This is a genomic window from Kitasatospora sp. NPDC101108 (assembly GCF_055584725.1).
In genome coordinates, this window is the sequence record NZ_JBVJLM010000005.1 from 97,324 (window position 1) to 112,045 (window position 14,722).

A 14,722-nucleotide genomic window follows, 5' to 3' on the forward strand; every position below is an offset into this window, starting at 1 on the left:
GTCCGGTCCGGCGCGCCCCCGCCGGCGTCGGCGCTGCTCCGCGGGCCCGCCGCAGGCGCCTCCGGGCGGGTGCCCGGTGTTCCCGGCTGCTGGAATGTGACCGGTCTGACAGACATGTCCCGGCACGGGCGGGTTACCGGCTGGGGGTGGAGATTGCCGGCGTGGACGTGGTCGCGCGCGGGGCGAGCGTGCGCGGGCCCCGGGGAGCGGTGTTCGAGAATCTGGACGTGGACGTGGACCCCGGCGGGCTGCTGGTGGTCCACGGGCCTGGCGGTTCGGGCCGCACCACGGTGCTGCTCGCGCTCGCGGGGCGGATGCGGCTGGACGGCGGAGCAGTCCGGGTGGGCGGTCACGCCCTGCCCCGGGGCGGCCGTCGCGTCAGGGGACTGGTGGCGGTGGCCCGTGCGGAGCCCGCCGTCGGCCTGGACCCGGACCTGCGGGTGCGCGAACTGGTGGCGGAGCGCCGGTGGTTGAGCCGCCGCCGGGGGGCCGCCGCCCGGCTGGACGAGGCGTTCTCGGTCCTCGGCATCGACGTGGACCCCCGGACGCTGGTGCGGGACCTGCCGCCGGTGGAGGCCCTGGGCGTGGCCCTCGCACTCGCCCTGGCCACGCGTCCCGCCGTGATCGTCGCGGACGACGTCGACCGTGGGTGCCCGGAGGAGGAGCGCACCCGGGCGTGGCAGCTCGTGGGCCTGGTCCTCAAGGTCGGTTGCACCGTTCTGGCGGGTGCGCTCGACCCGCCCGGACCCGAGGTCGGCCTCGACCCCGCGCCGGGGCTGGTGGCCCTGCCCCGACGGAGCCGCCTGCCCGAGCGGCCGGCGCCGGTGGACGAGCCGGATGCCCCGGAGCTGAGCCCCCGGCGGGCGCTCGGACGGCGGGGATCGGAGGACGGGGACGCCCGGGCGTCCCGGGAGGGGGAGGGCACATGACCGCGATCAGGCTCGCCGTGCTGGAGCTGCGCAGCTTCCGGGGCCCGCTGAGGCGGTTCGTCCCGCTCGTGCTGTGTCTGGTCCCCCTGCTGTACGGCGCCATGTACCTGTGGGCGAACTGGGATCCGTACGGGAAGACCGGGCACATCCCCGTGGCGGTGGTCAACGAGGACCACCCGGCCGAGACCCGACAGGGACAGCGGGTGGACGCGGGCGCCCAGGTCGTGACGGAGCTCAAGGCCTCCGGGGAGTTCGACTGGGCGTTCGTCGACGACGCCGCGGCCCGCACCGGTCTGGAGCACGGGCGCTACGCGTTCACGGTCCGGATCCCCGCCGACTTCAGTGCCCGCCTCGCCACCGGCCCCGACGCACAACCGGAACAGGCCCGGATCCACATCCAGCTCAACGACGCGAACAACTACATCGCCGGCGTCATGACCGAGGTCGTCCAGACGAAGCTGCAGGAACAGGTCAACTCCGCCGCGCACGAGGCGTACGTCCGCGGCGCCTACGACCGGCTCGCGGACATCGGCGGAAAGCTGAACACGGCGGCACAGGCGGCGCAGGGGCTCGTGAACGCCACCACCGTTGCGCAGCAGGGGAGTTCCGCCGCAGCGGGCGCCGGTACGACGCTGCAGTCCGGCTCCACCCAGCTCGCCGACGGTGCCCAGAAGCTCAGCCAGGCCACGGCCCAGGTGCACACGGCGGCCGCCGCCCTCACCGAGGCCGCGCCGCAGCTGAGCACGGCCGCCGGCGCCGTGGTCAACGCGGCCGCTGTCGTCTCCCAGGGCGTGGACGCCGTCCACACCGCAACCTCGGCGGTGAAGCAGGGAACCGCCAAGGCGGTGGCCGATCTGGACCGCCTGGCCGAGGCGCACCCGGGACTGGGTGACGATCCCGTGTTCCAGCGCGCCAAACAGGACATGACGGCGGCCGACACCGTCGCCGGCCAGATCGACGGTCACGCCGCCACCGCCAGCGGCAACGCCCATGCGGCGCACCAGCAGGCCGTCGCCCTCCAGAAGGCCGCCGTGGCCGCCCAGCAGTCCGCCCAGAACGCGCAGACCCCGCTGGCCCTGGTCGACTCCGGCGCCCAGAGCATCGCCGCCGGGGCCACCACCGTGTCCACGGGTCTGTCCGCCCTCCAGCAGGGATCCGGGGCGCTGAAGACCGCCGCCGACCAGGCCCACACCGGCGCCACCACGCTGGCCACCCTGATCGACGACGGCAGGAAGCAGGTCCCCGTCCTGGATTCCGGACAGGTGGACCATGCGTCGAAGGTGCTGGGGACGCCCGTCGACATCGACCGGTCGAACCTCCACCCGGCCGGCGTCTACGGCCGCGGGCTGGCCCCGTTCTTCTTCGGCATCGCGCTGTGGGTGTTCGGCCTCTTCGCCTACCTCTTCCTGCGACCGGTGAACACCAGGGCGCTGGCCGCGCGCACCCGGGCCTCCACCCTCGCCGTTGCGGGCTGGCTCCCGGCCGCGGGGCTGGGCGTGCTCGGAGCCCTGATCCTCTACGGCGTCGTCAGCGCGGGCCTCGGGCTGCACGCGCAGGCCCCCTGGAAGACCGTCCTGCTCCTCTCGGTCGGTGCCGCCGCGTTCGTCGCCGTCGACCACTGCCTGCGGACCGCGTTCGGTACGGCGGGTGACGTGCTGTCCCTGGTCCTGCTCATCCTGCAACTGACCGCCTCGGGCGGCCTGTACCCGGTGCAGACGACCCCGGCGCCGTTCCAGGCCGTCCACCCCCTCCTGCCGATGACCTACCTGGTCGACGGGCTCCGGGTGACGATCAGCGGTGGCGCGGCCTCCCACCTCACCCGGGACATCGCAGTCCTGGCGGGTTTCGGCGTCCTGTTCCTGGCCCTCACCTCGCTGGCCCTGTGCCGTCGGCGGGTGTGGACGGTCGCCCGCCTCCACCCGGACCTGGAGCTGTGACGGACGGACCGGCCCGGCGTCCCGCCTCCGGGACCCCGGGACGCGCCGTTCACGGGCCTGCGGCGCTCCCACCGGTCGGGGCAGCCGGCTGGGCGCGTCGCGCAGCGCGGCTTGGGCCTGTCCTTGGGGTGCGGACAGGCCCGGTGGCCGGACGACGGCCGGGGTCAGGCGGCTCGGGTGGCGGTGACGAGGTGGTAGTCGAGGAGGCCGTGGCGCCAGGCGTGGAGGAAGTTGCGGGTCCAGTGGTCGGTGGGGACGGTGTCGGCGAGGTAGCGGTCGAGGCCTGGCCAGACGTCGGGGCCGATGGACTCGGTGGTGACGTCGGTGAAGCCGGTGCCGCCGAGGTCGGCGGTGAAGTCGTCGAGGTGGTGGGCGATGTCCAGGCCGTCGGCGAAGCTGGCGAGCAGGATCTTGAGGCGTTCGGTGATCTCCTCCCCGGGGGCGGCGAAGAAGGTGGCGACCACCAGCCTCCCGCCCGGGCGCAGGACGCGGGCCGACTCGCGGACGAACCCGGTGAGTTCGCGGAAGTGCTGGGCGGCCTCGACCGAGTAGACGCCGTCCAGGGAGGCGTCGGCGAAGGGGAGTTCGTCCGCCGATCCGATGGTGTAGCCGAGCCGGTCCGGATAGGTGGCCATGGCACGGGCGTTGACGGCGCGGGCGCGCTCGACCTGGTCCGGGTGGATGTCCACGCCGGTGACCGAGGCGAAGCGGAACTCCCGTAGCGCCAGGGCCGCGCCCAGCCCGCGCCCGCAGCCCACCTCCGCCAGCCGCAGCCGCTCACGCGGCTCCGGGAAGGCGCACAGCACCCGCCGGTACAGCTGCTCCTGGCTGCGCACCCGGTCGTCGGCGGTGGGAGCGGCGAGGTCGATGCCCTGCCAGTCACCGAAGTTGATGAACCCGCCCGCGAACGAGGGGGCGGTACTGAGGTCGTCGGCGCCGTACGTCCGGCGTACCGTCGGGGGGATGTGGTTGTGGTCCATGGGTGGTCGGGTCTCCTGCTCGGTGGGCGCCCGGCGGTCGGGCGCGCCGAGGTACGTACCCAAACCGGTGGCGGTCCGAACACGGTACGTGACGGGGCGCGTTCGGGGTTGACGGCCGGTACGGGTCAGCCCGCGCCGGGGCCCGGAAAGTCGCTGTCGGGCCGGACCCGGCGTTCGCTACAGTCCGCCGGGAACCGCCGATCACGAGGAGAAACGATTCCATGAGCACCGACAACCGGCCCGTACCGTCGCTGACCGGTGGCGAGCGTGAGATGCTGCGCGGCTTCCTGGACTTCCACCGGGCGACCCTCGCCATGAAGTGCGAGGGCCTGACCGACGAACAGCTGCGGGAACGTTCCAGCCCGCCGTCCACGCTGAGCCTGCTCGGGCTCGTCCGGCACATGGCCGAGGTCGAGCGCACCTGGTTCCGCCGGGTGATCGACGGGCAGGACGTCCCGCGGGTCTGGTCCGAGGACGGCGACTACCAGGCGGCCTACGACCCGACCGGGGCCACCCGCGCCGAGGCCTTCGCCGCCTGGCAGACCGAGATCGAGCACTCCCGCCGCATCGAACTCGCCGCCCCCTCGCTCGACGTCACCGGCTACCAGCCCCGCTGGGAGGCCGAGGTGTCGCTGCGGCTGGTGATGCTCCACCTGATCCACGAGTACGCCCGGCACAACGGCCACGCCGACTTCCTGCGCGAGGCCATCGACGGCGTCGTCGGGGCGTAGACCGCGCCCGCCCGCGAGGGGTCACCAGCCGAGGAGGTGGGTGCGGGTGGTGAGGGCGGTGAGGATGGACTTGGTGGTGGTGTCGGGGGTGAGCGGGGTGGTGTCGAGTTCGTGGGTGGTGGTGGGGGCCGCGGTGGTGAGGACGACGTAGTGGAGGGCGGCGCCGGTGGTCCGGCTCTCGCGGCGGAAGGTGTCGAGGGAGACCGGGGTCTCGGGGCACTCGACGACGACCTGGTAGCCGCCGGTGGCGTAGGCGAAGGCGGCCTGGGCGGCGGCGGCCAGGGCGGTGGCGTTCTGACGGGCGGCCTCGGGCAGGTTCGGCGGCAGCTGGCCGTTGCGGATGACCTGGAGGAAGTCGTCCGTCCGCAGGTGGACGCTCGGATGCAGTTCCTGGGCGAGCAGCCCCGCGACCGGGCTGTTCCCGGCCCCGGAGGGGTCGACGAGGACCAGGACGCCCCCGGCCCCCCGGCCGCCCCCGAGCTCCGGCCCACCTACGGTCGTACGGTTCACAGCTGCTGATCCCTTCGCGGGCCGGGGACGGACGGGGTCGGTCGGTTCGGTCGGGTAGCCGGGGCGAGACGGTGGGAGTGCGAAGGAGCCGGTCGGCCCGGATGCGGACAGCCGACCGCCTCGTCCCTACGACTGATGCGTTTCGGGGATCAACCTAGTCCAAACGGGTGCCCCGAGTCGTCCCCCTCCCCGTCCGTGACAGGTCCGCGGGCGGGGAGGGGGTGGTCTCAGCGCTCCTCGGTACGCAGCACGATCGGGTTGGTGAGGGCCGCCATCGGGCCCCAGGGGAGGTCCCCGCCCATCGAGTTGCCCTTGCCCGGCGTGCCGTCGGCCCTCGGGTGGCGGACCTCGGCGCGGACGTACGCGGCGAGCGAGGCGGTGGTGCGCCACACCACGGTGCCGGCGCCGCCGGCGGGCAGCGACTCCTGGTGCATCTGCCCCTCGTCGGTGATCAGGCGGACGGTGCCGCCGGGCACCCCGGAGACGCTGAGCCGGACGTCCACCGGGGCGTCGGCCGGGACGGTCAGCTCCTCGCCGATGCCGGCCTGACGGCCGTGCCCGGTGGCGGTGAGGTCGAGCGTGACGGCGGCGGATTCGGCCAGCCAGCTGCGCCCGGCGCGCAGCCCGTCCAGGACCGCGTCCCGGGTGAGGTCCTCGGCCAGGACGACGTTGTGCGGCAGGCCGATGACCTGCGGGTCGCTGTGGGCGTCGCTGTTGCCCATGGCGGGCAGCCAGGAGCGGGCGCCGTTCCGGCCGCCGCCGTTCCCGCCGCCGCTGCGCAGGGCGACGGCGAGTCCGGCGTCCCAGGTGTCGACGGCCGACTCGTCGTCGTACGTCCAGGGCCCGTTCCACACCTCGACGGCGTCGGCCTGCTCGTAGCCGAACTTCCACTGGCAGGCGACGTACGGGCAGTACGGGTGCGCGGGCACCACCAGGCCGCCGTCGCGGTGGACCTGGCGGACGAAGCGCGGGTACTCCTCGTCGCGGGAGCGGTAGCGCCAGTCGACGAACCGGCCGGGCTCCAGGCCCAGGGCCAGCCAGTGGCCGTTGCGGGTGGTGACCTCCTCGCCGGTGACGATCAGCAGGTCGGGGCCGGCCAGCGGGCCCCAGACGGCGTGCGAGGAACTGGTGTTGTGGTCGGTCGAGACGATGAAGTCCAGGCCGGCCGCGCGGGCTCCGGCGGCCACCTCCTCGGGCAGGCGGCGCCCGTCGGAGTGCACGGTGTGCAGGTGGCAGTCGCCCCGGTACCAGGCCCGGCCGCGGCCGCGGGCCCGCTCCGGCGGGTAGCGCGGGGTGAACTCCGGCCCCGGCTCGCCGAACCGGAGGGTGACCTGGACGCGGTAGTCCAGGCCCTGCGGCGCGATCTGGTACGGGCCCAGCACGACGTGCCAGGTGCCGGGATTGATCGGGCCGGGGAGGTAGCCGGGCGTGGCGGCGCCCCGGGAGAGGGCGAACTCGGTGCGGAAGCCACCGGACCAGCCGCGGAAGCCGTCCCCGCCGAGGTCGGTGCCGCGTTCGTCGAAGATGCCGATGTCGCAGGAGTTGCCGGGGGTGCCGGCGGGGACCTGCGGCTTGTCGTAGCCGTAGGAGACGGCGATCTCGCGGACGCCGTCGGGGATCTCGACCGGGAGGAGGACGAAGTCGGGAGCGCCGGTGGGGAGGTGGCCGGTGAGGGTGAGGGTGCGGTCGCCGTTGGCCGCGCCGTGGGCGGGGGCTGCTGAGGCGGGGCCGGCGGTGGTGGCGGTGGCGGTGGTGGCGGCGAGGCCGAGGCCGGTGCGGAGCAGGTCGCGACGGGCGGGGTGCGGCGGGGTGGTCGGGCGGGCCGGGGTCGGGGAGCGGGCCGGGTCGAACGGGTCGGCCGGGTCGGCCGGGTCGAACGGGTCGACCGGGTCGAACGGGTCGACCGGGGAGGTGGGCATCGGGGCCTCCGGGCTGGGGCGGGCGGGTCCGCCGGCTTGCCTACCCCGGGGGATGAACCGGGGGTGAGGCGGGGCCCACCGGGGTGGGGCGGCTCGGTGAAGGAGGGCCGGGCGGGGGTGGGGGGCGAGTTGCGGGGAGTGACGAATGGTCGGTTCATAGTCATGTGGTCGGGTCGTATGACAAATGGCGATGAGTCGGTCGGGAGGCTGGTGTGGCACTGAGTCGGCGAACGCTGCTGGCGGCGGTGGTGGCCGGGGGCACGCTGGCGGGGTGTCGGGCGAGGCGGGGCGCGGACGGCGGTGGGGCGGCCTCGCCGACGGTGTCCGCCGCGGGGGCGGCGCCCGCCTCGGGGTCGGGCACGCCGTCGGGCGGCGGGTCCGCCGGTCCGTCCGCCGGCCCGTCAGCGAGTGGGTCGGCCACTTCGTCGGTCAGCCCGTCGGCCGCTCCGTCGGCGACGGCCTCCGCCGCCGCGCCCTCGGCGGTACGGGAGCCGAGCCGGGCCGAGATGGTCCAGCGCTACGGGGCGCTGGCGCCGAGCGAGTGGGGGCTGCGGGTCTCCGGGGTGATCACCGAGCTGCCGGAGGGCGAGAGCGCGATGGCGCTGACCTTCGACGCCTGCGGCGGCCCCGGCGGGAACGGCTACGACGCCGACCTGATCGACTTCCTGCGGGAGCGGAAGGTCCCGGCCACGCTGTTCCTGAACGCCCGTTGGATCGACGCCAACCCGGACGTCTTCGAGCAGCTCGCCGCCGACGGGCTGTTCGAGATCGGCAACCACGGCACCGTGCACCGCCCGCTCTCGGTGACCGGCCGTTCGGCGTACGGGATCGCCGGGACCGGCGGGGTCGGCGAGGTGTACGACGAGGTGGTGGGCAACGCCCACAAGCTCACCGGGCTGCTCGGACACCCGCCGCGGTTCTTCCGCTCCGGCACCGCGCACTACGACGACGTCGCCGCCCGGGTGGTCGCCGACCTGGGCGAACGCGTGGTGGGGTTCACCGTGAACGGGGACGGCGGGGCGACGCTGCCCGCCTCCGAGGTGCGGCAGGAGGTGGCGTCGGCACCGCCCGGTGCGGTCGTGATCGGGCACATGAACCACCCGGGCGGCGGCACCGCCCCCGGGATGGCGGCGGCGGTGCCGGGGCTGCTGGCGGCGGGGCGGCGGTTCGTCCGGCTGTCGGACGTGATGTGAGCCGCCGGGGTGTCAGGCCAGCCGGAGGCCGCCCGGGTGGCGCTCCTCGATGACGTCGACCAGCCAGTCGAAGACCGTCGGGCCCTTGCCGGCCCGGGCGTCGGCCAGCTCGGCCGCGACCTGCCCGCGGTTGGTGGGGTGGGCCCTGGCGAGCCGGCGCTCCAGCTGCCGGACCGTCTCCGGGTAGCCGAGCCTGCGGCGGGACAGCTCGTGGTCGCGCCACTCGATCAGGTAGTCGCCGTCGTCGGGCGTGCCGTAGCCGCCGCCCAGGCAGTCGGCGAAGGCGTCCAGGTTGCGGCCGAAGTAGCCGTCCACGCCCATCGTCCGCCCGACCACGTCCCAGAAGTCCTCCAGGGTGCCGATCTCGTTGCCGTCGATCACATAGGTCACCGTCACGCGGTCGAGGATATGCCCGGGCGGCGAACGGCCGGGTGATGGAGGGTTACGGCTGCGGCCACGCCGCCCGGCGAGCGGCTACGGGTTCCCGATCAACGGCTACGGCTCCCCGAGCAACACCTACGGCTCCCCGAGCAACACCTACGGCTACGGCTCGACGGCGATCGCGGTGGCGAGCAGCCCGTCGCGCACCGCCCAGCGGCCGTCGAAGCCGTCGAGGCGGCGGCCGCCGACCACCGGGCCGGGGACCAGCAGGCGGGCGGAGAAGGTGCCGTCGGGGGAGAAGTCGAGTTCGGCCTCGTGGAAGTCCAGCCACAGCTCGGTCAGCGGGAACCAGGCCTTGTAGACCGACTCCTTGGCGCTGAACAGGATGCGGTCCCACGGCAGGCCCGGGCGCTCGGTGGCGAGCGTGGCCAGCCGCTGCTGCTCGACGGGCAGCGCGACGGCCTCCAGGACGCCGTCCGGGAGCGGCAGCGCGGGCTCGGCGTCGATGCCGACCGAGGCCAGGGGACCGCCGGTGCGGGCGACGGCGGCGGCGCGGAAGCCGTCGCAGTGGGTGAGGCTGCCGATCACGCCGTCCGGCCAGCTCGGCGCGCCGCGCAGGCCGGGGACGAGCGGGCGGTACGGGACGCCGAGGCGGCCCAGGGCGGTGCGGGCGCAGTGCCGGACGGTGGTGAACTCGCGGCGGCGCTTGTCCACGGCGCGGGCGATCACCTCCTCCTCGGCGGGCTCCAGCCGCGCCTCGGGCGGGTCGTCGTAGGCCACTTCGGTCACCACGACGTCCGGCAGCAGGTCCCCGATCACGCGTTCCCCCTCGGTCGGCAGCGCGGGCGGCGCGCCGCGCGGGTCGAGCGTAACCCGGGTGGGCGGTGGCGGTCCGTGATCTTCGGGAATCGGCGGGACCGGCCGCTGTGCGGGCGTGGTCGCGGGGTGGGCGGGGTCGGTCGGTGGACGGCCCGTCGGTGGCCGGTCCGACGGTGGCCGGCCCGGCGGTGGTCGGTCGGGCCGGGAGGGCTACTGGCCGAGCAGGCGGGCGAAGTCCATGCCGAGGCCGCCGAGGACGGGGAGCGCGCCGAGGTCCGTGATGCCGCCGACCGGGATGCTGTAGCCCTGGTTCACCACGCGCGGGGCCGCCGCTGCCGCCTGGTGCGCGGCGGCCGGGGAGGCGGTGAGGACCGGGGTCAGGGCGGTGCCGAGGAGCAGGGCGGCAGCGGGTGCGGTGCGCATGCGCATGGGAGGGCCTCCGGGGCGGGGTGCTGGTGACGATCCGTCAACACCCTGCGTGGCGGTGCGGTCACGCATCTTCGCCCCTTCGGCCGCATTGGTAAAGATCCTTGCCTTGTGTTCATGGCGACACCGTGAAGGTCTGGACCATACCGGGGTGGCGCGCATACGTTCCCACCACCGGGCGGGCATCGGGTGTCCGGCCGCCGAACTGCGGCGCAGCTTCGGCGAGTTGTGCCTGTCATGCCCATGACTTGGACCCGGGACCGTTGAACCGGAGGGAACGAACCATGCGCGCCATCGGCAAGAACCTCAGGATCCTCGCAGGCGCCCCGATCGCGGCCGCCGCCCTCATCGCCCTGACCGCCGGCTCCGCCGGCGCCGCGATACCGGTCAACAAGCCCATGACCGGGAAGGCCACCTACTACAACGACGCCGGGTACGGCGCCTGCGGTACCCAGATCAACGCCTCCAACCAGATGCTGGTCGCCGTCTCGCACACCTGGTGGACCTCCGCCAACCCCAACAACGACCCGCTCTGCAAGGGCATTTCGGTCAAGGTCACGTACCAGGGCAAGACCGTCACCGTCCCGGTGAAGGACCAGTGCCCGTCCTGCGACTCCACCCACATCGACCTCAGCCAGCCCGCCTTCGCCAAGCTGGCCCCGCTGGGCACGGGCGTGATCAACGGCCTCACCTGGCAGTTCGTCAAGAGCGGGGCGAACGGCAAGACCGTCGCGCTGTCCGAGCCGGTCACCGGCTCGACCATCGGCTGACGCTTCCGGCAGCCGCCGTGCCCGCCCCCGGCCGTACGTGGGGGCGGGCACCAGGGCGTTCGCGGTGCGGCCAGGGCGACGGTTCGACGCACGGGAGGAAGCAGGAGGAAGCGCGAGGTGGCCCGACGAGTTCGGGCGGTGGTTCCCGGAGGCATCCGCGCTCCGAGGCGCGGCCGCCCCCGTCCGTGGTGGCGCAGCGGCGGTCGGCACACTGGGTGGACGGGCGGGTGTTCCGCCGGTGGTGAGAGGGGTGTTCGGGAGATGGCCGAGGCGGGGAAGCCGGTGCTGTACGTCGTGGTGTGTGCGGCGGGAGTCGCCGGTGGGGTGGGGGAGTTGATCGCGGCGGCGCAGGGGCGGGGCTGGGAGGTGGGGGTGGTGGCGACGCCGCTCGCCGCGGGGTTCATCGACGTCCCGGCGGTCGAGGAGCAGACGGGGTACCCGATCCGCTCGGCCTGGCGGAAGCCCGGGGAGCCCCGGCCGTTGCCGGATCCGGACGCGCTCGTGGTGGCTCCGGCGACGTTCAACACGATCAACAAGTGGGCCGCCGGGATCTCGGACACCCTCGCGCTCGGGATCCTCTGCGAGTCGTACGGGTGGGGGATTCCGGTGGCGGTCCAACCGTGCCTCAGTGCGGCCCAGGCCGCGCATCCGGCGTACGGGGAGAGCCTGACCAGGCTGCGCGGGATGGGCGTGCGGATCGCGGAGTTCGTGCCGGGGGCGTACAGCTGGACGCGGGTGCTGGAGCTCCTTGAGGACTGACAGGGTGGCTGCTCCGGGGGCCGGCTGTACAAGGGCTTCGCGGGGCGGGGCGCCTTCGCGCGGAAGTGCGGGCGCGGACGCGCCGCCGCGATGCAGCGGGTGATGGACGGGGCCGTCGGGGAGGTGGCCGACACGGCGGCCGCCGAGGGGATCGAGGCGGACGTCGTTCGCGGCGGTGTGGTCGGTGGAGACCGTGTCGGGGAGCGGACGGCGTGGGGTCGTGCTGAGGAGGACGCCCACCTGTACGAGGCGCGGTGGCGGGGAGGCCGGTAGCAGATTTGTGCCCGACCGTAGTTGATCTTGCTCGGCGAGTCGGCGATGCCACCCGTTCTGCTTACCGCGTTCGGCTGACGGGGCATATTGTGTACCCCCGCAAACTACTCCGATGGAAGTCAGTTTCCCGTCACCGTCCGAAAACCTTCTGCGGACCCGCGTCGACTGGGATAGCGTCGATGGCGTCGGGGGGTCGACACCGATGACGGTGTATTCGAACGTCAGTTACCGGGCCGTAATGGCCCGAATTGGTCCTGGAGAAAAGAATGCGGAATTCACCGCAGGAGAGCCGGTCGGACGCCATCGACGATCTGCAGCTCGCAGTCGAATCGCTGGCGGCCTTTCCGGCCCGTAACGCGGCCGGTGCGGCCGATGTCACCGAACGCCTCGCCGCGGTCGCCGAACTCTGCCGGTCGGTCGACGTGGTGCTGGACAGCCTGGTCGTCCAGGCGGCCGCGGAGGCCGCCGAGGAGGGCTGGACCGCCGCCCGGATGGCGGCCGAACACTCCGGTTACTACGCCAGGTTGCGGCGCGCGCTGCTCCCCACCGGCGCCGGCGCGGGGCTGACGCAGCAGTGAGCGCGCTGTTCCCGGGTGTGCACGTGCTGTCCTGCCCCACCCGGTGGAGCGACGTCGACGAGAACGGGCACATCAACAACGCCAGGCTGGTCGGCTACATCCAGGAGGGGATTTACGACCTGTTCTGCCACCACGCGACCGCCGTGCGGGAATCGCTGTTCCCGTCCGGATTCATTATCGCCCGGCACGAGATCGATTACCTGGAGCAGTTGCACCACCGCCCCGAGCCATTGTCGGTGCGGTTGACCGTGCAGCACATCGGGCGGAGTTCCGCCCATGTCGAGGTGAATGTCTGCCGCGATCCGCGCACCTTTATGCGGGCGCGGACCGTGGTCGTCGCGCGGGACCGGGAATCCGGTCGCTCGCGCAAACTCAGCCAGAACGAGCGGCGCTTTCTGTCGGCGTTTATGTCGGAGTCGGTCGTGGACCGGGTCCCGGACACGGCGCGTGGCGACACCGTGGTCCCCGTCGGGCAGCCGATGGCGCCGGCCCAGCGGACGGCGGTGCGCTCCGGTGCGGGCGTCGGTGCGCCGCGTGGCTCGCGCAGAAGGGTGCGCGCCTCGGCGGGCTGATCCGGGCTGATCCGGGCTGATCCGGGCGTTCCCGTGCCGGTGGCGGCGCGGGCCGGTGGCGTGATCGACAACGGCGTCGATCCGCCAGGCCGGTCCCGGCCACGGCTCCGGTCGCACCCCCACGCCACGGTTCCGCTTCCGGCTCCGGCTCCGGCGTCAAGGTTCCGTCCGGCCTCCGCGCTCGCGCGGATCGACGGCCCCCGCCCCGGCCCGACCGCAGTACGCTGAGCAGCACGGGAACCGGTACGTCTCCCGGCGGTCACGGGCTGCGATGAGGCAGGCCCCCGGCCCTCGGCCGCCGCTCGCCCGGCCGGTCCCGCGGACCGGAAGGAGGACGCGATGACCATCTCCTGGGAGGACTTCCTCGCCCGCGTCGTGGAGCGCGGTGAGTACCGGGGCGAGGCCGAGGCGGACCATGCCACCCGGGTCGTGCTCGCCCTGCTGGGCGAGCACCTGGTGGGCGCGGAGCGGCTGGACCTCGCCGACGCGCTGCCCGGGACGTACGCCTCGCTGCTCCGGGACGCCCAGCCGGCCGCCGAGCCGCTGACCGCCGAGCGCTTCGTGGAGGCCGTGGTCGGCTGGATCGACGGGGCGACGCCGGCGACGGCGCAGTGGGACATCGGGGCGGTGCTCAGCACCCTGGCCGACCTCGTCCCCGGGCAACTGATCGACCGGGTGATCGAGCAACTGCCGGACGGCTACGACCTGTTGTTCGGACATCCGCTCCCGGCCTGAGCCGGGCGGACGCGGGCGCTGACGCCGACGTGGGCGGACGCCGCCGCCGACGCGGACGCCCGGCGCCGGCTCCGGACCGGACCGCCGCCGCGGGGCGAGGCCAACTCATCGCAGGGGCCTGCCGGTTGGCCCGCCTCCGGGGCGCCGCCCCGCAGCACCCCGGGAGCCCGGCCCGTCGCGGCGAGGACCGGACGGCGAGGACCGGACGGCGAGGTACCGGAGCGGCTCAGCGGCAGAGCGCGGCCGCGCCGATCAGCCCGGCATCGGTGCCGAGTTCGGCCCGGCGCACATCCAGCCCGCGGACGTACGAGAGGGCGGCGTAGCGGTCCAGGTGGCGGGCGAGCGGGGCGAACAGCACCTCCCCGGCGGTGGCGACGCCGCCGCCGACCACCACCCGGTGGAGGTCGACCAGGGCGGCCGTGGCGGCGATCCCGGCGGCCAGCGCCTGGGCGGCCCGGTCGAAGGAGGCCAGCGCGACCGGGTCCCCCGCGGCGGCCGCCACGGCCACGGCGCGGGCGGTGCGGTCCTCGCCCGGCGGCCGCCAGCCGTCGGCGAGTGCCCGGCGGGCGATCGCGGTGCCGCTGGCCAGGCCCTCCAGGCAGCCGCGGGAGCCGCACGGGCAGGGTTCGCCGTCCAGGTCGACGGTGATGTGGCCGAGGTGCCCGGCGTTGCCGCTGGGGCCGGGCCGCACGGCGCCGTCCAGCACCAGCCCGGCACCGACGCCGGTGGACACCACCAGGCAGAGCGCGTTGCCGGCGCCCTGGGCCGCGCCCTGCCAGTGCTCGGCGGCGGCCATCGCCACGCCGTCCCCGGCGAGCCGGACGGGCAGGCTCCGGGCGGCCACCGCCGGGTGGGCGGCGACCTCGGCGACCAGCGGGAAGCCGCGCCAGCCGGGGATGTTGACCGGGCTGACGGTGCCGTCGGCCAGGTCGACCGGGCCGGCGCTGCCGATGCCGACGGCCGTCACGGCGGCCCAGTCGGCCGTACCGGCGAGCTGGTCGAGCACCTGGTGCACGACGGCGAGCACGGCCGGGCCGGGTCCGTCGGCCGGGGTGGGCAGTTGGAGCCGGTGCCGCAGCCGTCCGTCGCCGTCGACCAGCGCCCCGGCGATCTTGGTGCCGCCGATGTCGACGGCGGCGAACAGGGGGGTGAGCGGCATGGCGGGCTCCAGGAGGGTCGCAGGGGCGGCGCCCCGGCCGCGCGGGGCCGG

The 14,722-nt window shown here is 74.5% G+C and carries 16 protein-coding genes; 9 read left to right on the forward strand and 7 right to left on the reverse strand.

The features are described 5' to 3' along the window. The first annotated feature begins 161 nt into the window (after window positions 1-161). Entirely contained in the window at window positions 162-929 is a 768-nt protein-coding gene (locus tag ACZ6Z8_RS13650; protein ID WP_465609258.1) for an ATP-binding cassette domain-containing protein, read from the forward strand. Then, a complete protein-coding gene (locus ACZ6Z8_RS13655; protein ID WP_465609260.1) occupies window positions 926-2,866 on the forward strand; it encodes a YhgE/Pip family protein in 1,941 nt (646 codons plus the stop codon). Before ACZ6Z8_RS13650 ends, ACZ6Z8_RS13655 begins: the two co-directional genes overlap by 4 nt. A gap of 164 nt (window positions 2,867-3,030) precedes the next feature. On the opposite strand, the gene ACZ6Z8_RS13660 is transcribed toward ACZ6Z8_RS13655, so the two are convergent. Beyond that, on the reverse strand, window positions 3,031-3,846 hold the full coding sequence (locus ACZ6Z8_RS13660; RefSeq protein ID WP_465609262.1) for a class I SAM-dependent methyltransferase: 816 nt from the start codon (window positions 3,844-3,846) through the stop codon (window positions 3,031-3,033). 221 nt (window positions 3,847-4,067) lie between these two features. Between ACZ6Z8_RS13660 and ACZ6Z8_RS13665 the strand changes: the two genes are divergently transcribed. Continuing rightward, window positions 4,068-4,577, forward strand: coding sequence for a DinB family protein (locus tag ACZ6Z8_RS13665; RefSeq protein WP_465609264.1), 510 nt, complete (start codon window positions 4,068-4,070; stop codon window positions 4,575-4,577). Window positions 4,578-4,598: 21 nt separating this feature from the next. Here the strand turns inward: ACZ6Z8_RS13665 and ACZ6Z8_RS13670 are convergent, their stop codons facing one another. Both ACZ6Z8_RS13670 and ACZ6Z8_RS13675 read right to left on the reverse strand, forming a co-directional pair. Next, entirely contained in the window at window positions 4,599-5,087 is a 489-nt protein-coding gene (locus ACZ6Z8_RS13670) for a hypothetical protein (RefSeq protein WP_465609266.1), read from the reverse strand. 227 nt (window positions 5,088-5,314) lie between these two features. Continuing rightward, window positions 5,315-7,006, reverse strand: coding sequence for a CehA/McbA family metallohydrolase (locus ACZ6Z8_RS13675; RefSeq protein ID WP_465609268.1), 1,692 nt, complete (start codon window positions 7,004-7,006; stop codon window positions 5,315-5,317). A gap of 506 nt (window positions 7,007-7,512) precedes the next feature. Between ACZ6Z8_RS13675 and ACZ6Z8_RS13680 the strand changes: the two genes are divergently transcribed. Next, window positions 7,513-8,199 (forward strand): polysaccharide deacetylase family protein, encoded by a 687-nt coding sequence (locus tag ACZ6Z8_RS13680; RefSeq protein ID WP_465609270.1) that lies wholly within the window; start codon window positions 7,513-7,515, stop codon window positions 8,197-8,199. 12 nt (window positions 8,200-8,211) lie between these two features. Here ACZ6Z8_RS13680 and ACZ6Z8_RS13685 read toward each other — a convergent pair whose 3' ends face one another. From ACZ6Z8_RS13685 to ACZ6Z8_RS13695, 3 genes are all read right to left on the reverse strand, one after another. Continuing rightward, entirely contained in the window at window positions 8,212-8,595 is a 384-nt protein-coding gene (locus tag ACZ6Z8_RS13685) for a barstar family protein (protein ID WP_465609272.1), read from the reverse strand. Between the two features lie 147 nt (window positions 8,596-8,742). Then, a complete protein-coding gene (locus ACZ6Z8_RS13690) occupies window positions 8,743-9,399 on the reverse strand; it encodes a 4'-phosphopantetheinyl transferase family protein (protein ID WP_465609274.1) in 657 nt (218 codons plus the stop codon). Window positions 9,400-9,609: 210 nt separating this feature from the next. Beyond that, window positions 9,610-9,828, reverse strand: coding sequence for a hypothetical protein (locus ACZ6Z8_RS13695; RefSeq protein ID WP_465609276.1), 219 nt, complete (start codon window positions 9,826-9,828; stop codon window positions 9,610-9,612). Between the two features lie 281 nt (window positions 9,829-10,109). Between ACZ6Z8_RS13695 and ACZ6Z8_RS13700 the strand changes: the two genes are divergently transcribed. From ACZ6Z8_RS13700 to ACZ6Z8_RS13720, 5 genes are all read left to right on the forward strand, one after another. Beyond that, window positions 10,110-10,595 (forward strand): cysteine/serine endopeptidase inhibitor, encoded by a 486-nt coding sequence (locus tag ACZ6Z8_RS13700; protein ID WP_465609278.1) that lies wholly within the window; start codon window positions 10,110-10,112, stop codon window positions 10,593-10,595. 261 nt (window positions 10,596-10,856) lie between these two features. Beyond that, complete coding sequence (locus ACZ6Z8_RS13705; RefSeq protein ID WP_465609280.1) at window positions 10,857-11,354, forward strand: flavoprotein; 498 nt, start codon at window positions 10,857-10,859, stop codon at window positions 11,352-11,354. A 539-nt stretch (window positions 11,355-11,893) separates the two neighbouring features. Continuing rightward, on the forward strand, window positions 11,894-12,205 hold the full coding sequence (locus tag ACZ6Z8_RS13710) for a hypothetical protein (protein WP_465609282.1): 312 nt from the start codon (window positions 11,894-11,896) through the stop codon (window positions 12,203-12,205). Next, complete coding sequence (locus ACZ6Z8_RS13715; protein ID WP_465609284.1) at window positions 12,202-12,777, forward strand: acyl-CoA thioesterase; 576 nt, start codon at window positions 12,202-12,204, stop codon at window positions 12,775-12,777. Before ACZ6Z8_RS13710 ends, ACZ6Z8_RS13715 begins: the two co-directional genes overlap by 4 nt. 339 nt (window positions 12,778-13,116) lie before the next feature. After that, window positions 13,117-13,512 (forward strand): DUF2267 domain-containing protein, encoded by a 396-nt coding sequence (locus tag ACZ6Z8_RS13720; RefSeq protein WP_465609286.1) that lies wholly within the window; start codon window positions 13,117-13,119, stop codon window positions 13,510-13,512. Between the two features lie 226 nt (window positions 13,513-13,738). On the opposite strand, the gene ACZ6Z8_RS13725 is transcribed toward ACZ6Z8_RS13720, so the two are convergent. Beyond that, window positions 13,739-14,671 (reverse strand): ROK family protein, encoded by a 933-nt coding sequence (locus ACZ6Z8_RS13725; RefSeq protein WP_465609288.1) that lies wholly within the window; start codon window positions 14,669-14,671, stop codon window positions 13,739-13,741. Between the last annotated feature and the right edge of the window lie 51 nt (window positions 14,672-14,722).

What these genes read in the sequence shown, in the direction of transcription:
- ACZ6Z8_RS13655 (WP_465609260.1), top strand. Translation starts at nt 926, where the DNA reads ATGACCGCGATCAGGCTCGCCGTGCTGGAGCTGCGCAGCTTCCGGGGC.
- ACZ6Z8_RS13660 (WP_465609262.1), bottom strand. Translation starts at nt 3,846, where the DNA reads ATGGACCACAACCACATCCCCCCGACGGTACGCCGGACGTACGGCGCC.
- ACZ6Z8_RS13665 (WP_465609264.1), top strand. Translation starts at nt 4,068, where the DNA reads ATGAGCACCGACAACCGGCCCGTACCGTCGCTGACCGGTGGCGAGCGT.
- ACZ6Z8_RS13675 (WP_465609268.1), bottom strand. Translation starts at nt 7,006, where the DNA reads ATGCCCACCTCCCCGGTCGACCCGTTCGACCCGGTCGACCCGTTCGAC.
- ACZ6Z8_RS13680 (WP_465609270.1), top strand. Translation starts at nt 7,513, where the DNA reads ATGGTCCAGCGCTACGGGGCGCTGGCGCCGAGCGAGTGGGGGCTGCGG.
- ACZ6Z8_RS13695 (WP_465609276.1), bottom strand. Translation starts at nt 9,828, where the DNA reads ATGCGCATGCGCACCGCACCCGCTGCCGCCCTGCTCCTCGGCACCGCC.
- ACZ6Z8_RS13700 (WP_465609278.1), top strand. Translation starts at nt 10,110, where the DNA reads ATGCGCGCCATCGGCAAGAACCTCAGGATCCTCGCAGGCGCCCCGATC.
- ACZ6Z8_RS13705 (WP_465609280.1), top strand. Translation starts at nt 10,857, where the DNA reads ATGGCCGAGGCGGGGAAGCCGGTGCTGTACGTCGTGGTGTGTGCGGCG.
- ACZ6Z8_RS13710 (WP_465609282.1), top strand. Translation starts at nt 11,894, where the DNA reads ATGCGGAATTCACCGCAGGAGAGCCGGTCGGACGCCATCGACGATCTG.
- ACZ6Z8_RS13720 (WP_465609286.1), top strand. Translation starts at nt 13,117, where the DNA reads ATGACCATCTCCTGGGAGGACTTCCTCGCCCGCGTCGTGGAGCGCGGT.
- ACZ6Z8_RS13725 (WP_465609288.1), bottom strand. Translation starts at nt 14,671, where the DNA reads ATGCCGCTCACCCCCCTGTTCGCCGCCGTCGACATCGGCGGCACCAAG.